Origin of the sequence: Pseudomonas sp. S3E12, from assembly GCF_001702295.1 — a bacterium.
Classification (GTDB): domain Bacteria; phylum Pseudomonadota; class Gammaproteobacteria; order Pseudomonadales; family Pseudomonadaceae; genus Aquipseudomonas; species Aquipseudomonas marginalis.
This window is the reverse complement of record NZ_MBDT01000021.1, coordinates 448,847-474,105: the sequence shown is the minus strand read 5'-3', so window position 1 is coordinate 474,105 and position 25,259 is coordinate 448,847. Positions and strand designations below refer to the sequence as shown.

The 25,259-nt window shown below is 64.1% G+C and carries 23 protein-coding genes; 22 read left to right on the top strand and 1 reads right to left on the bottom strand.

The window, feature by feature from the left end; genetic code table 11:
* Positions 1-69: 69 nt before the first annotated feature.
* Both BB029_RS18735 and BB029_RS18730 read left to right on the top strand, forming a co-directional pair.
* Positions 70-1,092: a LacI family DNA-binding transcriptional regulator gene (locus BB029_RS18735; protein WP_065940320.1), complete on the top strand. Its 1,023-nt coding sequence runs from the start codon at positions 70-72 to the stop codon at positions 1,090-1,092.
* Positions 1,093-1,121: 29 nt separating this feature from the next.
* The gene (locus BB029_RS18730) at positions 1,122-1,736 is read left to right on the top strand and encodes a TetR/AcrR family transcriptional regulator (protein ID WP_065940319.1); all 615 of its coding nucleotides are present in this window, start codon (positions 1,122-1,124) and stop codon (positions 1,734-1,736) included.
* A gap of 457 nt (positions 1,737-2,193) precedes the next feature.
* Here BB029_RS18730 and BB029_RS18725 read toward each other — a convergent pair whose 3' ends face one another.
* Positions 2,194-4,944: a glycoside hydrolase family 3 protein gene (locus tag BB029_RS18725; protein WP_065940318.1), complete on the bottom strand. Its 2,751-nt coding sequence runs from the start codon at positions 4,942-4,944 to the stop codon at positions 2,194-2,196.
* 507 nt (positions 4,945-5,451) lie between these two features.
* Here BB029_RS18725 and BB029_RS18720 point away from each other — a divergent pair.
* From BB029_RS18720 to BB029_RS18625, 20 genes are all read left to right on the top strand, one after another.
* Complete coding sequence (locus tag BB029_RS18720) at positions 5,452-5,679, top strand: hypothetical protein (protein ID WP_065940317.1); 228 nt, start codon at positions 5,452-5,454, stop codon at positions 5,677-5,679.
* Between the two features lie 128 nt (positions 5,680-5,807).
* On the top strand, positions 5,808-7,538 hold the full coding sequence (gene gspE / locus BB029_RS18715) for a type II secretion system ATPase GspE (RefSeq protein ID WP_065940316.1): 1,731 nt from the start codon (positions 5,808-5,810) through the stop codon (positions 7,536-7,538).
* On the top strand, positions 7,535-8,737 hold the full coding sequence (gene gspF, locus BB029_RS18710) for a type II secretion system inner membrane protein GspF (RefSeq protein ID WP_065940315.1): 1,203 nt from the start codon (positions 7,535-7,537) through the stop codon (positions 8,735-8,737). Before gspE ends, gspF begins: the two co-directional genes overlap by 4 nt.
* Before the next feature lie 20 nt (positions 8,738-8,757).
* A complete protein-coding gene (gspG, locus tag BB029_RS18705) occupies positions 8,758-9,183 on the top strand; it encodes a type II secretion system major pseudopilin GspG (RefSeq protein ID WP_024076412.1) in 426 nt (141 codons plus the stop codon).
* 9 nt (positions 9,184-9,192) lie between these two features.
* Positions 9,193-9,624, top strand: a complete 432-nt coding sequence (locus BB029_RS18700; RefSeq protein ID WP_065940314.1) for a type II secretion system protein — start codon at positions 9,193-9,195, stop codon at positions 9,622-9,624.
* Positions 9,621-9,989 carry a type II secretion system protein gene (locus BB029_RS18695; RefSeq protein WP_065940313.1) on the top strand — a complete coding sequence of 123 codons (369 nt, stop codon included), beginning with the start codon at positions 9,621-9,623 and terminating at the stop codon, positions 9,987-9,989. The genes BB029_RS18700 and BB029_RS18695 overlap by 4 nt, the downstream gene beginning before the upstream one ends.
* Positions 9,986-10,615, top strand: coding sequence for a prepilin-type N-terminal cleavage/methylation domain-containing protein (locus tag BB029_RS18690; protein ID WP_065940312.1), 630 nt, complete (start codon positions 9,986-9,988; stop codon positions 10,613-10,615). Before BB029_RS18695 ends, BB029_RS18690 begins: the two co-directional genes overlap by 4 nt.
* Positions 10,612-11,337 (top strand): general secretion pathway protein GspK, encoded by a 726-nt coding sequence (locus tag BB029_RS18685; protein WP_065940311.1) that lies wholly within the window; start codon positions 10,612-10,614, stop codon positions 11,335-11,337. Before BB029_RS18690 ends, BB029_RS18685 begins: the two co-directional genes overlap by 4 nt.
* Complete coding sequence (locus BB029_RS18680) at positions 11,334-12,377, top strand: type II secretion system protein GspL (protein WP_065940310.1); 1,044 nt, start codon at positions 11,334-11,336, stop codon at positions 12,375-12,377. The genes BB029_RS18685 and BB029_RS18680 overlap by 4 nt, the downstream gene beginning before the upstream one ends.
* Entirely contained in the window at positions 12,352-12,963 is a 612-nt protein-coding gene (gene gspM, locus BB029_RS18675) for a type II secretion system protein GspM (RefSeq protein WP_065940309.1), read from the top strand. Before BB029_RS18680 ends, gspM begins: the two co-directional genes overlap by 26 nt.
* A complete protein-coding gene (locus tag BB029_RS18670) occupies positions 12,960-13,484 on the top strand; it encodes a general secretion pathway protein GspN (RefSeq protein ID WP_065940308.1) in 525 nt (174 codons plus the stop codon). The genes gspM and BB029_RS18670 overlap by 4 nt, the downstream gene beginning before the upstream one ends.
* Positions 13,481-15,703, top strand: coding sequence for a type II secretion system secretin GspD (gspD, locus tag BB029_RS18665; protein ID WP_065940307.1), 2,223 nt, complete (start codon positions 13,481-13,483; stop codon positions 15,701-15,703). Before BB029_RS18670 ends, gspD begins: the two co-directional genes overlap by 4 nt.
* 576 nt (positions 15,704-16,279) lie before the next feature.
* Positions 16,280-18,673: a TonB-dependent siderophore receptor gene (locus BB029_RS18660; protein WP_065940306.1), complete on the top strand. Its 2,394-nt coding sequence runs from the start codon at positions 16,280-16,282 to the stop codon at positions 18,671-18,673.
* A 15-nt stretch (positions 18,674-18,688) separates the two neighbouring features.
* Positions 18,689-19,654, top strand: a complete 966-nt coding sequence (locus tag BB029_RS18655; protein WP_065940305.1) for an amino acid ABC transporter permease — start codon at positions 18,689-18,691, stop codon at positions 19,652-19,654.
* Positions 19,647-20,420, top strand: coding sequence for an amino acid ABC transporter ATP-binding protein (locus tag BB029_RS18650; RefSeq protein ID WP_065927298.1), 774 nt, complete (start codon positions 19,647-19,649; stop codon positions 20,418-20,420). Before BB029_RS18655 ends, BB029_RS18650 begins: the two co-directional genes overlap by 8 nt.
* A gap of 18 nt (positions 20,421-20,438) precedes the next feature.
* Positions 20,439-21,362, top strand: coding sequence for an ABC transporter substrate-binding protein (locus BB029_RS18645; protein WP_065940304.1), 924 nt, complete (start codon positions 20,439-20,441; stop codon positions 21,360-21,362).
* Between the two features lie 12 nt (positions 21,363-21,374).
* Entirely contained in the window at positions 21,375-22,958 is a 1,584-nt protein-coding gene (locus BB029_RS18640; protein ID WP_065940303.1) for an FAD-dependent oxidoreductase, read from the top strand.
* A gap of 11 nt (positions 22,959-22,969) precedes the next feature.
* Complete coding sequence (locus BB029_RS18635; RefSeq protein WP_027607428.1) at positions 22,970-23,392, top strand: RidA family protein; 423 nt, start codon at positions 22,970-22,972, stop codon at positions 23,390-23,392.
* 222 nt (positions 23,393-23,614) lie between these two features.
* Positions 23,615-24,115, top strand: coding sequence for a DUF2165 family protein (locus BB029_RS18630; RefSeq protein ID WP_065940302.1), 501 nt, complete (start codon positions 23,615-23,617; stop codon positions 24,113-24,115).
* 36 nt (positions 24,116-24,151) lie between these two features.
* Complete coding sequence (locus tag BB029_RS18625; protein ID WP_065940301.1) at positions 24,152-25,258, top strand: efflux RND transporter periplasmic adaptor subunit; 1,107 nt, start codon at positions 24,152-24,154, stop codon at positions 25,256-25,258.
* Position 25,259 lies beyond the last annotated feature (1 nt).

The window sequence follows — 25,259 nt, the reverse complement described above, 5'->3', positions numbered from 1 at the left end:
TCGGGTTTAGAGCGTCAAAGACTTAAAAATTATTCCTATATTCTTTTTGGTTGTTAGTAGGATGGTCCCGTGAGCGAAGACAAACCGCGCAAGCGCCGTGGCGCCGGGCGCGTCACCTTGAACACCGTGGCCCGCCAGGCCGGGGTGTCGGCGATCACCGTGTCGCGCTACTTCAACCAGCCAGAGCAGGTCTCGCCCGAGCGCCGCGAGCGCATCGCCGAGGTGGTGGCCGAGCTGGGTTATGTGCCCAACCTGGTGGCCGGCGGGCTGGCATCGGCGCGGGGGCGGATCGTGGCGATGGTGATCCCGAACATCTCGGGGCCGATCTTCGCCAACACGATCCAGGGCTTCAGCGACACCCTCAGTCGCCATGGGTATCAGCTGTTGCTGGCGTCCAGTTACTTCAGCGCCGAGCAGGAAGAAAGCGCGGTGCGCGCGTTCCTCGGCTGGTCGCCGGCGGCGCTGGTGCTGACCAGCCGCTTCCACAGTGCGGGCACCGAAAAAATGATCGCCGACACCGATATCCCGGTGGTGGAAACCTGGGACTACGTGCCCGAACGCGCGCCGGTGCAGATCGGTTTTTCCCACTACGACGTCGGCGTCACGGCCGCGCGCTACCTGCATGGCAAGGGCTATCGGCGCATGGCCTTCGTGCAGAACAGCGCCACGGGCGACTTCAGCGCGCTGGAGCGGGGCGAGGGGTTTGCCGCGACCCTGATCGAACTGGGTGTACAACCCCGGGTCTTCGTCCCGGACGCCGACAGCGCGCCCTTCGAGGCCGGCAAGCAGGCGATGCAAGCCCTGATGAACCACGCCACCCCGCCTGACGCGATCTTCTTCGCCAATGACAACCTCGCCGCCGGTGGTTTGCTGGCGGGGCAGCGTTCCGGGTTAAAGTGCGCGGTGCTTGGGTTCGGTGACTACCCGTTTGCCGAAATGCTGTTGCCCAGCCTGAGTACGATCAAACCGCCGGCCCTGGAGATCGGCGTACTGGCGGCAACCCGCGTGCTGGAAAGCCTCGGCGTGTTACCGCATGCCGTACAGCGTTTGAACCTGTTGGATTGCCGCTTGATCGAACGGGAAAGCGCCTGAGCTTTTTTATCGCCCACTAGGACCTGCCCATGACCGAACCCGCCCCCAAGACCCGCCGCGCGCCCAAAGGTGAAAAACGCCGCGAAGAGCTGCTGGACGCGGCCCTGCAGGTGTTTTCCCTGGAAGGCTACAGCGGCGCCTCGATGGCCCAGGTGGCGGCGATCGTGGGTATTTCGGTGGCCGGGCTGCTGCATCATTTTCCCAGCAAGATCTCGCTGTTGATGGGGGTGTTGCAGCGTCGCGATGAGGTCAATCAACGGATTGCCGATGAGGTACGTGCGGAGAAAACCCTCAATGGCTTGCTCGGCAGCCTGCGTGCGATCAATCGTTCGAATGCCACGGCACCGGGCGTGGTGCGCGCGTTTACCATCTTGAATGCCGAAAGCCTGCTGGACACCCATCCGGCCTGGGCCTGGTTCCAGGCGCGCTATGCGGCGATTCACCAGCGCATGCAGGGGCAATTTGCCGACCTGGTCGCGGCGGGGGAGGTGCGCAGCGATGTGGACATCGCCGGGCTGGTGGAAGAAATCCTGGCCATGATGGATGGCCTGCAGATCCAGTGGCTGCGGTTTCCCGAGCAGGTGGACCTGGTGGCGCGGTTTGACAGCTACATCGCGCGGGTCGAGGCAGCCATCAGAACCTGAGTCGAACACAGTCAACATGTGGGAGGGGGCTTGCCCCCGATGGCGGCCTCTGGGCCGACCATCTGCTGGGGTTGGAATGAGTACATATCCGTTGCTGCGGTAACGGCTACTTAGGGTTCCGCTCTTACAGCGGGTCACTTTTGGAAGAGCGCCAAAAGTAACCAAAAACGCTTCGCCCCACCACTCGGCACCTCGCCTAGGCTCGGTGTGCCCGTAATCCGACAGTGATGTGGGGGGCCGCCGCCACGCGCCATCCATGGCGCGGGGCGGCTAAACCGGCATCCCTGCCGGTTTACCCCCCAAATCACTATCGAATTCCGGCCAGCGTGGTTTAACGGGGCGCCTGAGATCAAGATCAAGATCAAGGGCGGCTCGCTTCGCATCGTGGTTAGCGTTGGCTGCTACACAGTTGTGTAGATACCCATGCTCATCGGGGGCAAGCCCCCTTCCACAGGGATCAGTTGCCGGTAGCACTGCCCTGGCTGCTGTCATCGCTCATGTCATAGCCATCACCGTCGCTGGTGCCGCTGTTGCCTTCGTTTTGATGCAGCACACCGCCGGTCTTCACCGTCGATTCACGCAGCGTCGAGTTGAGCGCCGAGCGCGGCAGCGGGTTGCTGGTGGTGGTCGACAGTTCCTGGCGGAACGGGTTGACCAGCTTGGCGTTCAGGCGAATATCCTGGGACGACGCGCCCACCGACAGGTTGAAGCTGTCGGCATCCACCACCCACTGCTTGCTTGCCACGTCGTAGTAGGCCAGCGAGCGATCGTTGAGCTCGATGGTCACGCGCTTGCTCTCGCCCGGCTTGAGGAACACCTTCTTGTAGCCCTTGAGTTCCTTGATCGCGCGTTCGACTTTCGGGTTGTTCTGGCCCACGTACAACTCGGCCACTTCGGCGCCCGCGACCTTGCCGGTGTTGGCCAGGTCGAACGACACCTTGATCGGCGCACCGGCCACCGCTACCCCAGGGGTCACGCTGATGTTGCTGTAGCCGAAGGTGGTGTACGACAAGCCGTAGCCGAACGGGTAGAGCGGCTTGATGCCCTTTTTCTCGTAGCCGCGATAGCCCAGGAACAGGTCGTCCTTGTAGCTCATCTCGGCCAGGGTTTCCTGGTTGTCGAACTTGGGGAAGGTCGCGTAGATCGGGTTGTCTTCGATGTTGCGCTCGATGCTGATCGGCAGCTTGGCCGACGGGTTGACCTTGCCCAGCAGGATCTCCGCCAAGGCCTGGCCGCCGTTCTGCCCAGGGTAGAACGCATGCAGCGCGGCCGGTACCTGGTCGATCCAGTCGCTCATCTTCAGGCCGGTACCGCCGTGCAGGGTGACCACGGTATTCGGGTTGACCTTGGCGATGCTCTGGATCAGCAGGTTCTGGTATTCGGGCAGGTCGAAGCTGTGGTCGAAGCCTTCGCCTTCGTACTCATTGCTGTTACCGGCCGCGACCAGTACCGCGTCGTACTTGGCCAGGTCCTGCGGTGCCACCAGCGACGCCCAGCTCATCTGCACACCGACGAGGCCGCCCATGGTCGACAGGTAACCGTTGCGGCGTGAGTATTCCAGCTTGATGTCGACCGGTTTGCCGGCTTCCAGGTTGACCTTGGCAAACACCGGGATGGTCGGCGGAATGCTGTTGTTCGGCAGCGGTTTGCCGTCGCCGTTGTCGAGGACTTTCTTGCCGTTGACGTAGAGGCGCACGGCGCCGTCGGCACGCACTTTGAACACCTGCTCGCCGCTGACCGTCGGGGTGATCTGGCCGCTGTAGCGGATCGAAGTGGCGGCGGTATCGCCGTTCACTGGCAGGCTGTCGGTGGACCAGTCCAGGTCGACATGGGTGTCGGTGCGGCTGGCGGCCGGGTCGCCGGACCAGTTGGTGTTGCTGAAGAACTCGGTTTTCAGGCCTTTGACGCTGTTGCCATTGCCGTCGGCATGGGTCCAGGTCGAGGTGGCCGGGTCCAGGGACAGCCCGTCGATAAACTCGACCTTGGCGCCTGGTGCCAGTTGCTGCAAGCCGCTCAGCTCACTGATGTAGTTGGCGGCCATGACGTTGGCGCTGCCGAAACCGGTAGGCGGCGCGTACTTGGCCAGGGTGCCGACCACGGCGATGCGCTTGACCTTCTTGGCGTCGAGCGGCAGCAGGCTGTTCTGGTTTTTCAGCAGCACGATGCCTTCGCGGGCGGCGTTCAGGGCCACGCGGTTGCTGGTGGCGCTGTTCATGTTGTGGCTGGTCAGCGGCGCCTTGCTGTCGAACTTGTACAGGTAGATCTGCTTGAGGATACGGCGCACCTTGTCATCGATGGTCGCGCTGCTCAGCTCGCCGCTGTCCAGGTACGGCTTGAGGATGGTGCTGTTCATCTGGTAGCCCATCATGTCCAGGTCGGTACCCGCCTGTGCCGCCGGCAAGCCGTCGACCACTGCGTTGTAGTCGCTCTGCACGAAGCCCGGGTAGCCCCATTCGGTCTTGAGGATGTCACGCATCAGGTGCTTGTTCTGGCACGCGAACTCGCCGTTCACCTTTTGGAAGGCGCACATCATCATCGCGACCTTGCTGTTCTTCGAGGCGGACTCGAACGGCGGCAGGGTCATCTCGCGCAGCACGCGTTCGCTGATGATTTCATTGAGGTGGAAGCGGTTGCTTTCCTGGTCATTGGCGGCGAAATGCTTGGCATTGGCCCACACGCCACGGGACTGAATGCCGTTGATCACGGCCGGCGCCAGGCTGGCGCCGAGGAACGGGTCTTCACCGGACAGGTACTCGAACGCCCGGCCGCTGTACGGCATGCGGTACAGATTCACACCAGGGCCGGTGACGAACTGATAGCCGCCGCTGGCGGTGTCATAGCCCAGGGCACGGCCCAGGTCGATGGCGCGACGCGGGTTCCAGCTGGCGGCCAGGTTCGGCCCCGACGGGTAGACCACGCCCTGGGCGTTGCCTTCGCTGGTGTAGCGCACGCCCACACCGCCATCGGCGCCGTGGATCTGCGGGATACCGTACTGGGTCAGTGGCTTGACGTCCCAGCCACCGGTGCCGCCGATGTAGGCGAGTTTTTCTTCCAGGGTCATCTTTGCCAGGGTCTTGTCCGCAGCTTTTTCCGCGCGGCTGACCCGGCCTTCATCCAGGGCCGGGCTGGTGGCTGCATGCACCTGGGACACGGCCAGTGCCAGCAGGGCGAATGCCGACTGTGCACCGATCATTTTGCGTTTATTCATGGGTCTCTCCGACAACAGTTCAGTAAACAGGGCGCGCCGAGAAGTGCGTGTTGCACTGCACCTCGTCACTTTTTTTCGGGCAATAGTTGCCCGTGATCGCAATTTTTAACCGATGGCTAATTGCAACTATTTGGCGAATTTCGCAGTTTTATAAGTGTAATAATTGTATTAGTTATTGTTGTGGATAGTGTCTAAGTGATATCACGAGATGGCATTTTGAACCGCGAAAACCGCATAATTAAGGCAATTCTTGCGGTTATAAGTCAAACAAAAGCTAATTTTTGCGTGAAATAAGAAATATTTTCTTACCTTTCGGAACTAAGGCTAAACCTACCAGTCGATTGGTTTAAGAAAATTTATCGAGTCGTGGCTAACTAGTGGCATTGCTCGGTAGTTCTAAAGTGCCATGTTTACACAAGCTGTCATACACAACGCTTTGGTGTAGGGTCTTGATCGAGTTCAAGGCGCCACTTGGGCTATCTGCTGTTTTTGATCTGGAGAAAGTTGATGAAGATTTCCCTGTTGGGTGCCGGTGTTCTATTGGGCGTTGCGCTAAGTGGCGCGGCGATGGCGGCCGAGTCCACGGACGCCGATGCGAAATCCGGCGCCGCCGATTCCACGGTGCTGACCCAGGCCCACGATGCCAAGGCCGTCAAAAAACAGAAGGCTGAAACCACCAAGGGTGGGCGGCCGCTGAGCCAATCTGCTACCTCTAAAACAGCGCCAACCAAGTAAGCCTGACCCCCTGTAGGAGCGAGCTTGCTCGCGAAAGTATTCCAAGCGCATCGCGGCGTCGGATGTACCTTTTTCGCGAGCAAGCTCGCTCCTACAGGGGGCTCATATAGCCCCTCAGATTTTTACCCATGCCCAGCCCTTCAACGCCCATCGATGCCTGCCAACTGCACATCCCGCACACCGAACAGGTCTGCGCGTGGCTGATGCAGCACGCCGGCTTGAAAACCGTTGACCTGGAGCGCGCCCGACGCTTGTCCCAGGAGGGCGGTGACACCGAATTACTGGGTCTGCTCACGCGCCTGGGGCTGGTCTCGGAAGTGGAGCTGGCCCGGGCCTGGGCCGACCTGCTCGGCGCACCGCTGCTGCTGGCCGATGCGGCGCCGCCGCTGTTGGACCCATTGCCGGTATTGACCGAGCGTTTCATGCGCCACTATCAGGTGGTGCCCGTGGGCTGGAGCCAGGGCGGCCTGCGGGTACTGGCGGCCAACCCGTCGCTGGTGTATCCGTTCCAGGCCATGGCCTATGCCTGTGGCGTGCCGGTGTGGCTGGCGGTGGGGCCGCGCAACGAAGTCGAAACCCTGATCGAGCGTTACTACGGCCAGGGCCGTTCGGCCATGGGCACCCTGATCGAAAACCTCGACGAGCAGGGCGGTGCCCTCGAAGACATCGAACACCTCAAGGACATGGCCTCCGAAGCGCCGGTGATTCGCCTGGTCAACCTGATCCTGCAGCGCGCGGTGGAACATCGCGCCTCGGACATTCATATCGAACCCTTCGAAAACCAGCTCAAGGTGCGCTACCGCATCGACGGCGTGCTGCACGACGCCGAGGCGCCGCCGTCCAGTTCTTCGGCAGCGGTGATTTCGCGGGTGAAGATCATGGCGCGCCTGGACATCGCCGAGCGGCGCTTGCCCCAGGATGGGCGCATCATGCTGCGCATCCAGGGCAAGGAGCTGGACTTGCGGGTGTCCACCGTGCCCACCAGTTTTGGCGAATCGGTGGTCATGCGTTTGCTCGACCGCCAGACCGTGCAGTTCGATTTCCAGAGCCTGGGCTTCGATGGCCAGCGCCTGGAAACCTTCCTCGAAGTGCTCGAACGGCCCCACGGCATCCTGCTCGTCACCGGGCCCACCGGCTCGGGCAAGACCACCACCCTGTACACCGCGCTGTCGCGGCTCAATACCGCCGAGCGCAAGATCATCACCGTCGAAGACCCGGTGGAATACCAGCTTGAGGGCATCAACCAGATCCAGGTCAAGCCGGCCATCGGCCTCGACTTCGCCGGCGCGCTGCGCTCCATCGTGCGCCAGGATCCGGACGTGATCATGATCGGTGAAATCCGCGACCTGGAAACCTGCCGCATCGCCATCCAGTCGTCCCTCACCGGCCACCTGGTGCTCTCGACCCTGCACACCAACAGCGCGGCGGCGAGTATCACGCGCTTGCTGGACATGGGCGTCGAAAGCTACCTGATTGCCTCGACCGTCAACGGCATCCTCGCCCAGCGCCTGGTGCGGCGCCTGGACCCGGCCACCCGCGAAGCCTTCGAAGCACCCGCGGAATTGATCGCCGAACACGGCCTCGACCGGTTTACCGAGCAGCGCCCGATCCTGCTTTATCGCCCCCGCGCCGATGCGCCGGGCGGTGGTTACCACGGCCGCAGTGCGATCACCGAACTGCTGGTGATGAACGACGAACTGCGCAGCCTGTTGATGCGCCAGGCCGACGCCGCCACCCTCGAACAGGCCGCCCGCCGTGGCGGCCTGCGCACCTTGCATGAAGAAGGTCTGCGCCAGGCCGTGGCCGGTGTCACCTCACTTGAAGAAGTGCTGCGCGTCACCCGGGGAGAGGGCGCATGAGCCTGTTCAAATACCGCGCCCTCGACAGCCAGGGCCAGGCGCAAAACGGCACCCTCGAAGCCAAGGACCACGACGCTGCAGTCGCCGCCCTGCACAAGCGCGGTTTGCTGCTGTTGCAGATCGAGGTGGCGGGCGCCCAGGGCCTGCGCAAGGCCTTGGGTCGGGGCCAGTTGAACGGCGCGGCGCTGGTCAGTTTCACTCAACAATTGGCCACACTATTGGGCGCCGGCCAGCCGCTGGAACGTTCCCTGGGCATCCTGCTCAAGCAGCCCGGCCAGCCCCAGACCCGTGCGTTGATCGAGCGTATCCGCGAACAGGTCAAGGCCGGCCAGCCGTTATCCAAGGCGCTGGAGGCGGAGGGCGGCCAGTTCTCGCCGCTGTACCTGAGCATGGTCCGCGCCGGCGAGGCGGGCGGCGCCCTCGAAGACACCCTGCGCCAGCTCAGCGACTACCTGGAGCGCAGCCAGTTACTCCGGGGCGAAGTGATCAACGCGCTGATCTACCCGGCGTTTCTGGTGGTCGGCGTGCTCGGTTCGCTGGCGTTGCTGCTGGCCTATGTGGTGCCGCAGTTCGTGCCGATCTTCAAGGACCTGGGCGTGCCGATTCCACTGATTACCGAAGTGATCCTGGACCTCGGCCAATTCCTCGGGGCCTACGGCCTGGTGGTGCTGGCCGGGTTGATTGTCGGCGCCTGGGCCCTGGCCGCGCGCCTGCGCGATCCCCAGCGCCGCGAACGTTATGACCGCCGCGTGCTGGGCATCCGCATCATCGGCCCGTTGCTGCAACGGGTCGAAGCCGCCCGCCTGGCCCGCACCCTCGGCACGCTGCTGAGCAACGGTGTGGCGCTGCTGCAAGCGCTGGTGATTGCCCGCCAGGTCTGCACCAACCGCGCCCTGCAAGCCCAGGTCGCCCAGGCCGCCGAGTCGGTCAAGGGCGGCGGCACCCTGGCCAGCGCCTTCGGCAGCGAGCCGCTGCTGCCCGACCTGGCGTTGCAAATGATTGAAGTCGGCGAACAGGCCGGCGAACTCGACAGCATGCTGCTCAAGGTCGCCGCGGTGTTCGACGTCGAGGCCAAACGCGGTATCGACCGCCTGCTCGCCGCGCTGGTGCCGTCCCTGACCGTGGTCATGGCGGTGCTGGTGGCGGTGATCATGCTGGCGATCATGCTGCCGCTGATGAGCCTGACCAGCAATATATGAACCCTTAAGGAAACACGCTGATGCGCCATACCCGATTCAAGCCCGCCCGCCGCCAGGGCGGTTTTACCTTGCTGGAAATGCTCGCCGTGATCGTGCTGCTGGGCATCGTCGCGACCATCGTGGTGCGCCAGGTCGGCGGCAATGTGGACAAGGGCAAATACGGCGCGGGCAAGGCCCAGCTGGCCAGCCTGAGCATGAAGATCGAAAGCTACGGCCTGGACGTCGGTTCGCCGCCCAAGACCCTGCAGCAACTGGTCGACAAACCGGGCAACAGCGCCGGTTGGGCCGGGCCGTATGCCAAACCGTCGGACCTCAAGGACCCGTTCGGTCATGCCTTCGGCTATCGCTTCCCCGGTGAGCACGGTGCGTTCGACCTGATTTTCTACGGCCAGGACGGCCAGCCCGGCGGCGAAGGCTACAGCGCCGACCTGGGCAACTGGGAATAACCCACGACCATGGCCAACGCCCAACGCGGCTTTACCCTGCTGGAAATGCTGGTGGTGATCGTCTTGATCAGCATCGCGGCCGGGCTGGTGGGGTTTGGCCTGCAACAAGGCCTGCGCGCGGCCAAAGAGCGCCAGGCCGTCGGGCAGGTGGTCGAGGCGTTGCGCAGCACGCGGGCGCGGGCGATTGTCAGTGGCACTACCGAAAGTACGGTGTTCGATTTGCGCAACCTCAGCGTGCAGGCGCCGGGCCGTCCGAAAAAATACTGGCCGGCCGGGCTGCAAGTGACCCTGCACACCGCCGAGCAATCCGGCGCTGCGGTGGATTTCTACCCCGATGGCAGCTCCACCGGCGGCCACGTGTTGCTGGCCAACGGCAGTCGGCGTTGGCGCATCGACATCGGCTGGCTGACCGGCAGCGTCGAATCCAAGGCCCTGCCATGAAGCGCCAGGCGGGTTTCACCCTGCTGGAAATGCTCGCCGCGCTGACGCTGATGGCGATCTGTAGCACGGTGCTGCTGGTCGCCTTCGGCCAGAGCGCACGCTCGTTGTTGCAGGTGGCCCACAGCGACCGCCTGACCCATGCCGCCTTGAGTGTGATGGATCAGGAAGGCATGGGCCCTTTGGCCAGCGGCACACGCCAGGGCGAGTTGGACGGTATTGCCTGGCAACTGCGCATCGCCCAGCAGCCCAGTCGCGTCGGCCAGGCCCATCTGTTTCGCCTGGATCTCACCGTCAGCGAAGGCCCGCGCCAGGCCAGTTTCAGCACCTTGAAACTGCGCGCTGCCGGCGTCGGGGCCGGCTTGTGAAGGCGCGTCAGCAGGGCTTTACCTTGCTTGAGATCATGATCGTACTGAGCCTGCTCGGGGTGTTGCTGACCCTGGTCGGCGGCGCGTTGCTGGGGGCCAATCGCGCCGTGCTCAAGGCCCAGCGCTACACGGTCAGCCTGGATGAAATGCGCGCCGCGCAGCAGTTTCTGCGCACCGCCATCAGCGAGGCGTTGCCGCTGGACGTGACCGAGGACGACAGCCAGACCGATGGCTTTTTTGCCGGTGGGCCCCAGCGCATGCAGTTTGTCGCGACCTTGCCGGGTGTACTCGGTGGCGGGATTCAGCGCTTCACCTTGCAGTTGGTGGGCCCTGAATCGCGGCGCGATTTGCAGGTGGCGTTCGCGCGGTTTGAGTCTGAGGCACAGGTGAGTGTTCCGGCCTCGCGCAGTGAGCCGCAGGTGTTGTTGAAGGATGTCGAGGGCCTGCAATTCAGCTATCGCGGGGTGTCGCCCAAGGGCCAGGCCACCGGCTGGATCAGTGAGTGGCCGTGGACCAAACGCCTGCCTTACGCAGTGCGGATTGACGCACGGGTGAACGGGCCGGTGCCGTGGGTAACCCAGGTGGTTGCCCTGCGCCTGAACCTGTCCGGCGGGGCACCCGAATGATCCGGCATCAACGCGGTGTGGCCCTGCTGCTGGTGCTGTGGGTGCTGGCCTTGCTCAGCCTGTTGCTCGGCGGTTTGGCCGGCTGGGTGCAACTGGAAACCCGCCAGGCCGCCTGGCACCGCCAGCACACCCAGGCGGTGCTGGCGGCCGAGGCCGGGGTGGCGCTGGCGATGCAGGCCGTCGCCGACCCATTGCAGCGCAAGCAGTGGATTGCCGACGGGCGTGAAATTCCGCTGGTGTTCGACGATGCGCAGCTGCGCGTCAGCCTGCACAGCGAGCGCGGCAAGTTGTATTTGAACAGCGCCGAGGTGGGTGATTTTGCCCGCCTGGCCCTGGCCTGCGGTGCGACCCAGGTCCAGGCCAACCACCTCGCCAGGGCCCTGGAAGTACGGCGCAACCAGGGCCTGGCGCCGTTTCGGGTGGTGGAAGAGGTGCGCCAACTGCCGGGCATGACCCAGGCGCTGTACAGCGAACTGGTGCCCGAGATCAGCCTGTGGAGCGGCCTGGACCGGCCCGATCCGGCATTCGCCAGCGCCTTGATGCGCCGCGCACTGAACCTGCCGCATCAGAACGCGGTGGGGGCCGATCCCGGCGACGTGCTGGTGGTCAGCAGCCGCGCCCAACGCCCCGGCGGTTACCACGCCCAGGTGCAGGCCACCGTGTTATTGAGCCCCGCGCAAGGCAGCGCACAACCTTATCGAGTCTTACGTTGGCAAGAATGAACGAACAGTTAACCGCACGGCTTCAGGCGCTGGCGCAGCCTATCACCCAGCGCTGGCGCGGCAGCCTGCTGCAACTGGGCTGGCGCCTGTGGCTCAAGGAGCTGCGTGGCTGCCTGCCGGCATGGTTGTCGTTTGCCGAGATCCCCGAGCATGTCTACGCCTGGCCGCTGACCGCGGCGGTCGAAAAGCTGCCTGGCGAAGCGCGTCAGGTGCTGGTGCTGCCGCCTGAAACGGTGTTGGTGCAAACCCTGCAATTGCCCCCGGCGGCGGCGCGCAACCTGTCGACGGTGGTGGGCTATGAACTGGACCGCTTCACGCCGTTCGACGCCGCCCAGTTGTACTTTGTCGCGCGCCAGGAGCGCCGCACCCCCACGCACCTGCACGTCACGCTGGTGGCGATCCTGCGTGAGCGCCTCGACCAGATCCTCAATGACTGCGCGGTCCTCGGCTTGCAGCCCCATGCCGTGGATGTCGCCGAGAGCGCAGGCAAACCCATGGGCATCGACTTGCTGCCGGCGCCGTTGCGTCCCCGTCAGCGCCCCCAGGGCAAGGGCCTGCAACGCAGCCTGCCGTGGTTGTGCGGGGCCTTGCTGATTGCGGCGATGCTGCTGTGGCTCAACGACCGCCAGCGCGTGCTCGATGCCATGCAACACAGCGTGCGCGAGCAGAAAGCCCAGGTCGCCGAGATCCAGGCCCTGCGTCAGCAATTGCTCAATACCCGTGGCGCCGCCCAGTACCTGATTCGCCGCAAGGCCGCCCAACCGCCGTTGGCGGCGCTGCTCAACGAGCTGACCGCGTGCCTGCCCTCGGACACCTGGCTCGACCAGTTGGAAGTCAATGACGGCGCCGACGTGTCCTTCTCCGGGCAGAGCGCCAAGGCCAGTGCCCTGATCACCCGGATCAAGGGCTGCCACAGCCTGGAAAACGCCCAGTTCGAAGGGGTGATCCAACCCGATGCGCAAACCGGCAAGGATCAATTTTCCTTGCGCGCCCACCTGCACCAGGAGGCCGCCGATGCGCCGACCACTGACACCCCGTGAACGCCGTGGCGCGGCCCTGATCGCCCTGGCCCTGGTGCTCGGCGCCGGTTACTGGCTGTTGATCGACAGCTGGTTCGCCGGCCCCTTGCGTGCCATGGGCGAGCAGGCCGAGCAACTGCGTGAACAGCAGCAACGCTACGCCGGCGTGTTGCGCCAGGGCGACAGCCTGCGCCAACAGTTGGAACAGGCGCGGCAGGACCCGGCCAGCAGCACCAGCCTGTTGCCCGGCGACGACCCAAGCGCGGTGGCGGCGGACCTGATGCAGCGCATCGCCGACCTGATCAACAGCCGCGCCGGCCTCGGTGGCGGTTGCAGCCTGACCCAGCGCATGCCCATCACCCCGGAGCAGGACGACGCCGAGCCCTATCGCCAGGTCAAGGTCAGCCTGACCCTCAACTGCGCCATCGAGCCCTTGACCGCGATCCTGCATGAGCTGGAGTACCAGCGGCCGTTTCTGTTTGTCGATGAGATGAGCATTCGCCGCCCACCGAACGCGCCGGCCAGTGGCGGCGCCGGGCAACTGGTGGTGCACCTGTTGGTGCGCGGTTACCTGCAACCGGCCGCCGCCCGGCAGGTGCAGCGATGATCCATGCATTGCGTCCCCTGGAATGGCTGTTGCTCGGCGTCGCCGGGCTGTTGGGCCTGCTGATGGTCGGCATCCTCAGCAGCATCGGCGATGCGCCGCAGTGGTTGCCGGCGCCAGAGCCCGATGCGCGCGCCAACACCGCCGCCAAGGTGCTGGTGGCGCCGAGCGCGACCCTTGAAAGCCTGGCCGGCACCTGGCAGGCGCCGCTGTTCAGCCCCGACCGCAGCCCCGACCGTGCGGTGGGCCAGGCCGGTGTTTCCAGCCTGTCGAGCCTGGTGCTGACCGGGATCGTCCTCGACGGCGACCTGCGCGTGGCGCTGCTCAAGCGCGCCGATGGCCCGCCGCTCAAAGTCCGGCAGGGCCAGACCCTGCCCAATGGCTGGCGCCTGGAACAGCTGACGCCCCGCGATGCCCGTTTTGTCCTCGACGGCCGTATGCAAACCCTGAGCCTGCGGGCCCTGCGTTTGCCGCCGCCGTCCACCACACCCCCGATTACCCTTCCTCACGAGTCCACCCCTTGATCGATACCTTCCCTGGCGCCTTGCGCACCACCGTGTTGTGCCTGGCCACCGCCGTTTCCCTCGGTGGCTGCGGCACCTTCCCCGAGCATCTCGACCCGGACGAGGCCCTGCTGCATGAGGCGATGCAGGGCACCGGTTCGCAACGCCCACCCGTGGACCCGGCCAGCGAACAGGCGCCGGTCGACAGCGGCCAACCCCAGGCGAAGACACCGCCCCAGCGCCAGTTGATACGCGGCAACCAGCAGTTCGTGCGCCAACCGGCAGCAGTCTCGGCCGCCAAGGAGGAGGGCAGCGGCGACATCGTGTTCAACTTCGCCGACCAGCCGATCGAAGCGGTGATCAACAGCGTGATGGGCGACCTGCTGCACGAGAACTACAGCATCGCCCAGGGCGTGAAGGGCAATGTCAGCTTTTCCACGTCCAAGCCGGTGAACAAACAGCAGGCCTTGTCGATTCTGGAGACCCTGTTGTCGTGGACCGACAACGCCATGATCAAACAGGGCAACCGCTATGTGATCCTGCCGGCCAACCAGGCTGTGGCGGGCAAGCTGGTGCCGGAGATGCGCGTGTCGCAGCCCTCCAGCGGTTTGTCGGCACGCCTGTTTCCGTTGCGTTATATCTCGGCCACCGAGATGCAGAAACTGCTCAAGCCGTTCGCCCGCGAGAATGCGTTCCTGCTGGTGGACCCGGCGCGCAATGTGCTGAGCCTGGCCGGCACCCCCGAGGAACTGGCCAACTACCAGGACACCATCGACACCTTCGACGTGGACTGGCTCAAGGGCATGTCGGTGGGCGTGTTCGGCCTGCAACGGGCGTCGGTGGCCGAGCTGATGCCCGAGCTGCAAAAAATGTTCGGCCCCGACAGCGGCATGCCCCTGGCCGGCATGGTGCGCTTCTTGCCCATCGAGCGGACCAACTCGGTGGTGGCGATCTCGTCGCAGCCGCAGTACCTCAGTGAAGTTGGCGACTGGATCCACACCATCGACGAAGGCGGCGGCAACGAGCCGCAGATGTACGTCTACGACGTGCGCAACATGAAGGCCACCGACCTCGCCAAGTACCTGCGCCAGATCTACGGCACGGGCGCGATCAGGGACGACACCCCGGCCAAGGTCGCCCCCGGTTTGCGCACCGCGACCTTGTCCTCGCCGGGCACCAACAGCACCTCCGGCAGCACGCCCGGTGGCCTGAGCAACAACCTCAATGGCAACCCACCCGCCGCAGAGGATGAGGAGCAGGAGCCCGAGGCCGAGCAGGACACCGCCGAGCAGGGCGCGACTGAAGACGCCCCGGCCAAAAGGCTCGACGCCGGCACCCGTATCACCGCGCAGAAAAGCAGTAACCAACTGCTGGTCCGCACCCGCCCGGTGCAGTGGAAAGAGATCGAATCGGCGATCAAACGCCTCGACAATCCACCGCTGCAGGTGCAGATCGAAACGCGCATCCTCGAGGTCAAGCTCACCGGCGAACTGGACCTGGGCGTGCAGTGGTACCTCGGTCGCCTGGCGGGCAATTCCACCAGCACCACCGTGGCCAACACCGCCGGCAGCCAAGGCGCGTTGGGCGGCGGCGGTGCAGGGTTGGGCGCGACGGATTCGTTGTTCTACTCCTTCGTCAGCTCCAACCTGCAAGTGGCCCTGCACGCCCTCGAAACCAACGGCCGCACCCAGGTGCTGTCGGCGCCGTCGCTGGTGGTGATGAACAACCAACCGGCGCAGATCCAGGTGGGCGACAACATCCCGATCAGCCAGACCACGGTCAACACCGGCACCTCCGACACCACCTTGAGCAGTGTTGAATACGTGCAGACCGGGGTGATCCTCGACGTCGTGCCACGCATCAATCCGGGTGGCTTGGTGTACATGGACATCCAGCAGCAGGTCAGCGATGCCCAGGAGCAGCAGGCGTCCAGCAACGACACCCAGGCCAACCCACGTATCTCCACGCGCTCGGTATCCACCCAGGTCGCGGTGCAGAGCGGGCAGACGGTGTTGCTGGGCGGGTTGATCAAGCAGGACAACGCGGAGAGTGTCAGTGCGGTGCCTTACCTTGGGAAAATTCCGGGGTTGCGCTGGTTGTTTGGCAATACCAGCAAGTCCAAGGACCGCACGGAGTTGATTGTGCTGATTACCCCGAGGGTGATTACCAGCAGCAGCCAGGCGCGGCAGGTGACGGATGACTATCGCCAGCAGATGCAGTTGTTGAAGCCGGCTAACTGAAGTGTGGGAGGGGCAAGCCCTAATGCCAGTCAGTTAAGGCTTTTTGTAGGAGCGAGCTTGCTCGCGAAAAACTCACAGGCGCCACGTTCATTCAGGAGGCACGCGTTATCGTTGACGTTTTTCGCGAGCAAGCTCGCTCCTACAGGAGGCGATGTACGCGAGCCCCCTCCCACAGTTTGATATCCCGATATCAGATAGATCTGGGCCTGAGATAAAGACCAACCTCAAAAAGACATTATTTATATGAATAAAAAAACTAAAAAATAATAAAATTAGAGAATATTAGCTTATACCAAAACAGCATTATATTTTCAAAACCCATTCCGTTATGTTTGATCGCAACAGCCTACCCCTGACCTCGGATGGTACCCAGCGTGATTCAGATTCTGCGCGCCATAACCGGGGGATAGCCCCGCGGCAGAATCGTTGGAAGGGAGCTCAACGTATGTTGCCGACTCAAACCCCTCGACTGCCCCACACCTAGTCCCCAATCGCCGCAACGCCCCTGAAAAAATCGAGCACCGCGCCCGCCCGCGTGACTGCCCGACTTCGCGATTTGGAATGTCTGGAGTGGCTATGAAGCAAGTCTTACAACCGACCGCCATCCTGGCGCTGGCGATCCTGGCCAACACCGCCCAGGCCCAGGACGACAGCACCCTGTCCACCGTGGTGGTCACTGGTAACCGTGGCGCCGAACAACGTACGGTCACCAGCAGCCCGGTGCCGATCGATGTGGTCAGCGCCAGGCAACTGCAAAGCACCGGCAAGCCCGGTTTGATGGAGGCGTTGAGTGCGGTGATCCCGTCGCTGACCCTGCCGGAAAAAACCGGTTGGGACGCCAGCGGCATTGCCCGTGCGCCGAACCTGCGCGGCATGAGTGCCGCCGAGGTGCTGGTGCTGGTCAATGGCAAGCGCCGCCACACCGCGGCCACCCTGAACATCAACGGCATCAACACCGGCGCCGCGCCGGCAGACCTGGATTTGATCCCCATCAGCGCCATCGACCACGTCGAAGTCCTGCGCGACGGGGCCGCCGCCCAGTACGGCTCCGATGCCATCGCCGGGGTCATCAACGTAATCCTCAAGGCCGACACCAGTGGCACCTCGGTGACCAATGTCGGCCAGGGTTACGACGGCAAGAAACAGACCGTGCAGCAAAGCCTCAACAAGGGCTTCGAGATCGGCAACGGCGGCATCGTGCAGTTGGCCCTGGACGCGCGCAGCCAGAACGACGACAACAAGGCCAGCGCCAACGGCTACACCTACGCCCAGGCCTTTGAGCAGGCCGGCCGCTCCACCTACGGCGGCTACGGCACACCGAAGACCAACCTGCTGACCCTGGGCTACAACGCCGAATTGCCGATCGACGACAGCTTCAGCCTGTATTCCTTCACCACCTATTCGCGGCGCAAGGCCGAGCAGGGCCAGAACTTCCGCCTGCCGACCATTACCAACACCATTACCACCGGGCCTAACGGTTACCCCGGCGGCTACACGCCGACCTGGTATATCGACGAGGACGACTTCCAGGCCGCATTCGGCGGTAAAGGCACCGTCGGCGAGTGGGACTGGGACCTGTCCACCACCTACGGGCGCAACGAGGCGGAGCAGGGCACCACCCATAACCAGAACCCATCCCTGGGTGAGGCCACGCCGAACAGCTTCACCTCCGGTACCTGGATTTCCACCGAGCTGACCACCAACCTCGATTTCAAGCGCGGCTTCGACATCGGCCTGCAAAAGCCGTTGGACCTGAGCTACGGTTTCGAACATCGCCGCGACACCTACGAGGTGCAGGCCGGTGACTATGAGTCCTACGCCAACGGCGGCTACTGCGTGGCACCGGGTAACTGTGCGTCGTCCGGGGCCCAGGTCACCAACGGCATCTCGCCGGATGAAGAAAGCAGCGCCTCGCGCAACAGCCTCGCCAGTTACGTCGACGTGGGCTTCAACCCGGTGCCGGACTGGTACGTGGGCACCGCGTTTCGCTACGAGCATTACAATCAGGGCGTGGGCGCTACCCGCAGCGGCAAGCTGACCACCCGCTACGACTTCACCCCGCAGTTCGCCGTGCGCGCCACCGTGAGCAATGGCTTCCGTGCACCGTCCCTGGCCAACAGCCTGTTCAGTGCGCGATCCACCACCTATGGCGTGGTCGACGGCGTGTACCAATCGATCAACTACGGCGTGCTGCCGGTAGGTTCGGCCGCCGCCCAGGCCTTGGGTGCGCAGGAACTGAAACCCGAGCGTTCCACCAACTTCAGCCTGGGTTTCACCTTGACCCCCACCGATCGCCTGAGCTTCACCGCCGACGCCTACGTGATCAACCTGCGCGACCGCATCACCCTCACCGGCACCTTGCTCGGCCCGGAAATCACCCAGGTGCTGCAAGGCAATGGCATCACCTCCACCTCCGGCGGCCAGTACTTCATCAACGGTGCCGACACCCGCACCAAAGGCCTGGACCTGGTCGGCAACTACAGCCAGGACCTGGGTCCCTATGGTGCGCTGAAATGGACCGCCGCGTTCAACTGGAACCAGACCAGAATCCTCAATTACAAGGAATCCACCACGATCCTGGGCACGGCCTATGACCTGATGGACCGCCAGGCCCGCAACCTGATCACCGGCGTGCAGCCCAGCACCAAGCTGATCCTCGGTGGCGACTGGAGCATCGAGCGCTTCAACCTCAACCTGGCCCTGACCCGCTACGGCTCTTACAAAGAGGTCAACGTCTCCGCCGACCGCAGCCTCGACCGGGTCTACAGCGCCAAGTGGATCACCGACCTCGACCTTGGCTACAACCTCACCAAAGACCTCAACGTGGCCATCGGCGCCAAGAACCTGTTCGACGTCTACCCGAAAAAACAAGGTGTACCGAGCAGCACCATGGTCAGCAGCTACGGCACCTATTCGCCCTACGGTTTTACCGGCGGGTACTACTACACCCGCTTGACCTATGCCTTCTAGGCCGAGGAATACACCATGCCCATCGTTGCCAAATCCTATGACCTGATTGACACGCCCGGCGCGGTGCGCCAGGCCCGTGTGTCCACACCGATCAAAGCCCTGCAGGTGGTGCCCGCGCGACACCCCTGGCGCTGGGCCGGGTCGATCTTTGCCGCGCTGGTGCTGCTCGCCATCGGGCATTCCCTGGCCACCAACCCGCGCTGGGAGTGGGGCGTGTTCGGCCAGTGGTTCTTCTCGCCGTCGGTGCTGCGTGGCCTCGGCCAGACCCTGTTGCTGACGCTGCTGAGCACGGTGTTCAGCGCCATCCTCGGCACTGCGCTGGCGTTGGCGCGGCTGTCGGGCTCGCCGCTGCTGGCGGCGCTGGCCTGGGGTTACATCTGGTTTTTCCGCTCGATGCCGGCGCTGCTGGTGCTGATCATCCTCTACAACTTCGCCTACCTGTACGACCACATCGTCCTCGGCGTACCGTTCACCGGCGTAGTGTTCGCCGAGTGGTCGACGGTGGACGTGCTCAGCCAATTCACCGTGGCCGTACTGGGCCTGAGCCTGATGCAGGCGGCGTACGCGGCGGAGATCATTCGCGGCGGCCTGATCGGTGTGGATGCCGGCCAGCATGAAGCGGCGGCGGCCCTGGGCCTGCCGGCCTCGCGGCGCATCTTCCGGATCATCCTGCCCCAGGCGCTGCGCTCGATCCTGCCGTCGGGGTTCAATGAAATCATCGGCCTGGTCAAGGGCACCTCCATCGTCTACGTGCTGGCGCTGCCGGAGCTGTTCTACACCGTGCAGGTCATCTACAACCGCACCCAGGCGGTGATCCCGTTGCTGATCGTCGCCACCGTCTGGTACCTGATCATCACCACCGTGCTCACCAGCGCCCAGTACTACGTCGAGCGGCATTTCGCCCGGGGTACGGCCAGGGTGCTGCCGCCTACGCCGTGGCAACGCGTGCGCCGCTGGCTGAAGGAGAACACCCATGAGTGAAGCCCGCGCCGGCCGTATCCAGATCCAGGGCGTGGGCAAGCGCTTTGGCAATCAACAGGTGTTGAAAGACATCGACCTGACCATCGATCCGGGCAAGGTCACGGTGATTCTCGGGCCGTCCGGCTCGGGCAAGTCCACCTTGCTGCGCACCATCAACCACCTGGAAAAGATCGACAGCGGGCACATCACCATCGACGGTGAATACGTCGGCTATCGACGCAAGGGCGACCTGCTTTACGAGCTCAAGGAACGCGAGATTCTCAAGCGCCGTATCGACGTCGGTTTTGTGTTCCAGAACTTCAACCTGTTCCCGCACCTTACCGCCTGGGAAAACGTCGCCGAGGCGCCGCTGGCGCACAAGCGCTGGAGCAAGGCCGACGCCCAGGCCAAGGCCACCGCACTGTTGGCCAAGGTTGGCCTGGCGGACAAGGTCGATGCCTACCCACGCCAGCTTTCCGGCGGCCAGCAACAGCGCGTCGCCATTGCCCGCGCACTGGCGCTGGACCCCAAGGTGCTGCTGTTCGATGAACCTACCTCGGCCCTCGACCCGGAGCTGGTGGGCGAAGTACTCGACGTGATCAAGGGCCTGACCCAGCTGGGCGTGACCCTGGTGATCGTCACCCACGAAATCGGTTTTGCCCGCGAAGTGGCCGACCACGTGGTGTTCCTCTGCGACGGCGAGTTGATCGAAGAGGGCCCGCCCGAACAGATTTTCCGCCAACCCCGACATCCCCGCACCGTGGCCTTTCTCGGCAAGGTGCTTTAGTTCAAGGAGTGACTGCCCATGTTCATCAACACCACCCGCGTGGCCCTGCTGGCGCTGGCCGTCAGTGCTGCGCAAAGCGCATTCGCCGTGCAACAGGTCGACCTCAGCCCCGACCGCCCACGCATCCATGTGCCGCGTAACGAAGCGGCGATTGCGCAGATCCCGCCGGGCTTCAAGTTCGCCCAGCCGGGCAAGTTCACCGTGGCCGTGTCCGGCGTGGCCGGGCCGCCGCTGGCGCTGCTGGCCAGCGACGACAAGACCACCATCGGCAGCGAAGCCGACACCGCGCAACTGGTGGCCGACAGCCTCGGCCTGCAACTCAATGTGGTGCAGACCAGCTGGGAAGACTGGCCCCTGGGCGTCAGCTCGGGCAAGTACGACGCGGTGATCAGCAACGTCACCGTGACCGAGGCGCGCAAGAAGCGCTTTGACTTCGCCACCTATCGCCAGGATGTGCTCGGCTTCTACGTCAAGACCACCAGCAAGATCAGCGAGATCAAGCAGGCAGCCGATATTGCCGGGCTGAAGATCATCGTCGGCTCCGGCACCAACCAGGAAAAAGTCCTGCTGGCCTGGAACGAGGCCAACGAAAAGGCCGGCCTCAAGCCCGCGCTGCTGCAGTACTTCGACGACCAGGCCGCCGCGCAACTGGCGGTGCAGTCGGGGCGCAGCGATGCGCTGTTCGGGCCCAACTCGGTGTACGCCTATTCGGCGGCGATTACCGGCGGCATCAAGCGCGTCGGTACGGTGAACGGTGGCTGGCCATTGCAGGCGGACATTGCCGTGACCACCCGCAAGGACAACGGCCTGGTCAAGCCGATCCACACCGCCCTGGAAGGCGCGATTGCCGGCGGCCAGTATGAGCAGGTGCTGCAACGCTGGGGCCTGGATGTGGAGCGCGTCGACAAGTCGCTGATCAACCCACCGGGCCTGCCGGATTAAGGAGCAATCGACATGGGACTGACACGACGTGAAGCGTTGTCGAGCATCGCTGCGGTAGGCGGCGAAAAAGCCGTCAAGGATGCGCTGGCGGTACTCGGCCTGGGGCCGTCATCGCACCGCCGACCGCAACCGTTGAAACTCAAGGACGGCCTGGGGCAGGGCACCCGCGTGCTGGTGCTGGGTGCCGGGATTGCCGGGCTGGTCACCGCCCTGGAACTGACCCGCGCCGGGTTCAGCGTGCAGGTGCTGGAAGCCCGTGAGCGGGTCGGCGGTCGCACCTGGACAATCCGCCATGGCGACCGCGTGGACTACCAGGATGGCCGTACGCAGACCGCCGCGTTCGAGCCGGGGCATTACTTCAACGCCGGGCCGGCACGGATTCCCAGCCAGCACCGCACGATCCTCGATTATTGCAGTGAGCTGGGGGTGCCGCTGGAAGTGCTGGTCAATAGCAGCCATGGCGCCCAGGTGCGGCCGGATGTGCAAAAGCCGGCGTTCAGCGTCGGCCAGGCGATCAACGATGCGCGCGGGCATTTGTCCGGGTTGCTGGCCAAAGCGGTGCAGCGTGATGCCCTCGACGATGTGCTGAGCGCCGAGGAACGCACGCGGTTGCTGGCGTTTTTGCACGTGTATGGCGACCTGTCCCAGGAGCTGGCCTTCGAGGGCACGATCCGTTCGGGGCACCTGGAATCGCCTGCACATCCTGGCGCCTTGCCCGCCAGCCGCAGCCCGTTGGCACTGGACCAACTGCTGCACCCCGAACTGTGGGGCGCCTTGCTGCACACCGAATTCCCGGAATTCTCGGCGACCATGTTCCAGCCGGTGGGTGGCATGGACCGCATCACCGACGCCTTCTACCGGCGCGTCAGCGATCACGTGCAACTGGGCGCCCAGGTGCGTCAGATCCGTCAGTTGGAAGACGGCGTGGCCGTGACCTACCACGACCAACGCAGCGGTCGCGAGCAGGTGGTGCGCGCCGACTATCTGGTCTCGACCTTGCCGCTGCCGCTGCTGGCCAAGCTCGACACCGACTTCAGCGACCCGATCAAGGCAGCCTTGCTCAGCACCCGCAGCGACCAGGCCACCAAAGTGGCGTGGCAGTCCCCACGCTTCTGGGAAACCGACTACCGCACCTACGGCGGCCTGTCGTGGATCGAACACCCGGCGCGCCTGCTCTGGTACCCGAGCAACGACCTCAACACCCGCGAGGGCCTGCTGGTGGCCGGCTACGTGACCGGGGAGGGCGCCGATGTGTTTGGTGCGCGACCGTTCGACCAGCAGTACGCCACCTCCAAGGAGGCCGTGGAGTTGCTGCATCCGGGCTATTCCAAACACCTGCGCCACCCGCTGGCGGTGTCCTGGGAACAGATCCCCTTCAGCGAAGGCCCGTGGCTGCAACGCGAACACTTCCCCGCCGATGCCAGCGCCTTGCTCGAAGAAGGCCACGGCCGCGTGTACTTCGCCGGCGACGGCCTGGTGCAAAGCGGGGTGGGCATCTGGCAGGAATCGGCGGCCAACTCGGCGCGGCATGTGGTCGCGCAACTGGCTGAACGCGTGACCCAACAACGACAGGTCGCGGCACTCGCCGCCTCTTAAGGAGACACACCATGAGCGACAGCATTCAACGCACCAGCGTCGGCGATTTCCCGATCTCGCAGACCGTCACCGTACCGGCGTCCGCCAGCCTGATCTTTGTCAGCGGGACCTTGCCGGACCTGGTTGATCCAACGGTTCCCGGGGTGTTTGGCAACACCGAAGTGCAGACGGTTTCGGTGTTCAACAAGCTGCGCCAGATCCTGCGCCAGCAAGACCTGGACCTGGGCGATATCGTGCAGTTACGGGTATTCCTGGTCGGCGCCGAGGAAACGGGCGGCAAGCTGGATTTCGCCGGGTTGCAGCGTGGGTATACGCAGTTCTTCGGCACCCCCGAGCAGCCGAACAAGCCGGCACGCACCGCGTTGCAGGTCGTGGCGTTGCCATTGCCCGGTGCACTGGTGGAAATCGAAGCCATCGCCGCCAGGACGGCGTGATAATCCCTCGCAAGTAACCCCCCTCACAACCGCTTCCGGGCTTCGGCGTGACTGCGCCGAACGCCCCGGCGGGCGCCTGCCAGACAGCGTTTCCAACCTTCCTGAAGCCCCTCCCGCACAAAGATAAATCTTGTATTTAAACGCCTGCGACGTATTATCCAAGCAATGTCTTGTGTATATACCTGAGGCTGGATTTCCCTTTCGACAAATACGGAGGTTTGAATGACTGTGGAGGCAGGGTTACTGGGTCACTCGATGTCAGTGTTCCTGGGCGTACAGGCCGTTGGCTTGAGCCTGTGGCTGAGCATTGCGGTGCTTAACAACTGGCAAGCGTTTCGCAGCTCGGTAGGCGCGGTAGGCGCGACCATGGCCATGGAGCCGTTGCGCCAGAGCCCCGCCATCGATATTCCCTTGCTGGTGCGGGCCGTGCGTTCACCCCGTCTGCACCAACTGGCGCTGCTGGTGGTGCTGGCCCTGCAATTGGTCGCCGCGCTCGCGGCCTGGACCGGCAGTTATCAGTTGATCCTCGGCGACGGCCTGCTGTCGGCAAGGCCCTGGCTCAACCTCGCCCTCAGCGCGTTTTCGGCGTTTGTCTTCGCCATGTTGCTGGGGGGCTTGTGGTTCGGCTACTGGATTCGCCAGGAGGGGTTGCAACTGACTCACCTGGTGCTGTCGATCTGGGCGGTACTGGCCTTCTTCCTGTTCAACCACAGCTGGCTGTGAGCCGCGCGTAACGCACTCATCGTGATAAGGACGTCCATGAACAACAAGAAGATAACCAGCCTGGTGTTGATTCCGGTGGCGGTCATCGCGGTGGTGATGATGTCGCGCGCGCCGTCCCAGGCCCAATCCGCCGACGCCCCCGCCAGCGCCTTGACCAAGGTGGCCCTGGGGGCGGTGCAATTGCGCCCGGCCAATGTGTATTTCGCCGGCGTCGGTGAGCTGGAAGCGGCCTCCCAGGTGCAGGTTTCCGCCGAGGCAGGTGGGCGGGTCACCTTGATCAACTTCGAGTCGGGCCGCCAGGTCAAGGCTGGCGAGGTGCTGGTCAAACTCAACGATGCCCCGGAGCAGGCCGAGCAGTTGCGGCTGCAGGCCCAGGTGCGCAATGCCGAGATCATCCGCAAGCGGGTGACAGGGCTGGTCAGGGAAAACGCCGCGACCCAGGAACAGCTCGACAACGCCCGGGCCGCCCATGACATGGCCCTGGGCGAGTTGAAAAAAGTCCAGGCACTGATTGCCCAGAAGACTATCCGCGCACCCTTCGCCGGGGTGCTGGGGATTCGCCAGGTCAACGAAGGGCAGTACCTCAATGTCGGCGACCGCATCGTCAGCCTGGTCAATACCCAGGTGCTCTATGTCAATTTCTCCCTGGATGAGCAGCTCAGCCGCCGCCTGGTCGTCGGGCAAACCGTGGGCGTGCTGATCGACGCCTACCCTGACCGGGTGTTCAAGGCGCGGATCAGTGCCGTCGACCCGATGATCGGCCGCTCACGCACGGTGCAGGTGCAGGCCACGCTGGAGAGCCCGGACGCCCCCCTCAAGCCGGGCATGTACGCCAGCGTCAAAGTGGCCGATACCGAGGTGGCTGATGTGCTCACCGTGCCGGAAACGGCGGTGGCCTATACCGCCTATGGCGATACCGTTTTTCTCGCCCGCCCGGATAAGGGCGCCACGCTGGTGGTCAAGCGGGTGGCGGTGAAAATCGGCCAGCGCCAGGACGGTTGGGTCCAGATCCAGGAAGGCTTGCACGAGGGTGACCAGGTGGTGACCTCCGGGCAACTCAAGCTCAGTGACGGCATGGCGGTGCAGGCGACCGATGACACCCTGGCCCTGCCTGCGTCCAAACCGCCTGTGACGGGCATCTGAT

Coding starts and splice junctions, on each gene's coding strand:
- BB029_RS18730 (WP_065940319.1), top strand. CDS start 1,122: ATGACCGAACCCGCCCCCAAGACCCGCCGCGCGCCCAAAGGTGAAAAA.
- BB029_RS18725 (WP_065940318.1), bottom strand. CDS start 4,944: ATGAATAAACGCAAAATGATCGGTGCACAGTCGGCATTCGCCCTGCTG.
- BB029_RS18720 (WP_065940317.1), top strand. CDS start 5,452: ATGAAGATTTCCCTGTTGGGTGCCGGTGTTCTATTGGGCGTTGCGCTA.
- gspE (WP_065940316.1), top strand. CDS start 5,808: ATGCCCAGCCCTTCAACGCCCATCGATGCCTGCCAACTGCACATCCCG.
- gspF (WP_065940315.1), top strand. CDS start 7,535: ATGAGCCTGTTCAAATACCGCGCCCTCGACAGCCAGGGCCAGGCGCAA.
- gspG (WP_024076412.1), top strand. CDS start 8,758: ATGCGCCATACCCGATTCAAGCCCGCCCGCCGCCAGGGCGGTTTTACC.
- BB029_RS18700 (WP_065940314.1), top strand. CDS start 9,193: ATGGCCAACGCCCAACGCGGCTTTACCCTGCTGGAAATGCTGGTGGTG.
- BB029_RS18695 (WP_065940313.1), top strand. CDS start 9,621: ATGAAGCGCCAGGCGGGTTTCACCCTGCTGGAAATGCTCGCCGCGCTG.
- BB029_RS18685 (WP_065940311.1), top strand. CDS start 10,612: ATGATCCGGCATCAACGCGGTGTGGCCCTGCTGCTGGTGCTGTGGGTG.
- BB029_RS18680 (WP_065940310.1), top strand. CDS start 11,334: ATGAACGAACAGTTAACCGCACGGCTTCAGGCGCTGGCGCAGCCTATC.
- gspM (WP_065940309.1), top strand. CDS start 12,352: ATGCGCCGACCACTGACACCCCGTGAACGCCGTGGCGCGGCCCTGATC.
- BB029_RS18670 (WP_065940308.1), top strand. CDS start 12,960: ATGATCCATGCATTGCGTCCCCTGGAATGGCTGTTGCTCGGCGTCGCC.
- BB029_RS18660 (WP_065940306.1), top strand. CDS start 16,280: ATGAAGCAAGTCTTACAACCGACCGCCATCCTGGCGCTGGCGATCCTG.
- BB029_RS18655 (WP_065940305.1), top strand. CDS start 18,689: ATGCCCATCGTTGCCAAATCCTATGACCTGATTGACACGCCCGGCGCG.
- BB029_RS18650 (WP_065927298.1), top strand. CDS start 19,647: ATGAGTGAAGCCCGCGCCGGCCGTATCCAGATCCAGGGCGTGGGCAAG.
- BB029_RS18645 (WP_065940304.1), top strand. CDS start 20,439: ATGTTCATCAACACCACCCGCGTGGCCCTGCTGGCGCTGGCCGTCAGT.
- BB029_RS18640 (WP_065940303.1), top strand. CDS start 21,375: ATGGGACTGACACGACGTGAAGCGTTGTCGAGCATCGCTGCGGTAGGC.
- BB029_RS18635 (WP_027607428.1), top strand. CDS start 22,970: ATGAGCGACAGCATTCAACGCACCAGCGTCGGCGATTTCCCGATCTCG.
- BB029_RS18630 (WP_065940302.1), top strand. CDS start 23,615: ATGACTGTGGAGGCAGGGTTACTGGGTCACTCGATGTCAGTGTTCCTG.
- BB029_RS18625 (WP_065940301.1), top strand. CDS start 24,152: ATGAACAACAAGAAGATAACCAGCCTGGTGTTGATTCCGGTGGCGGTC.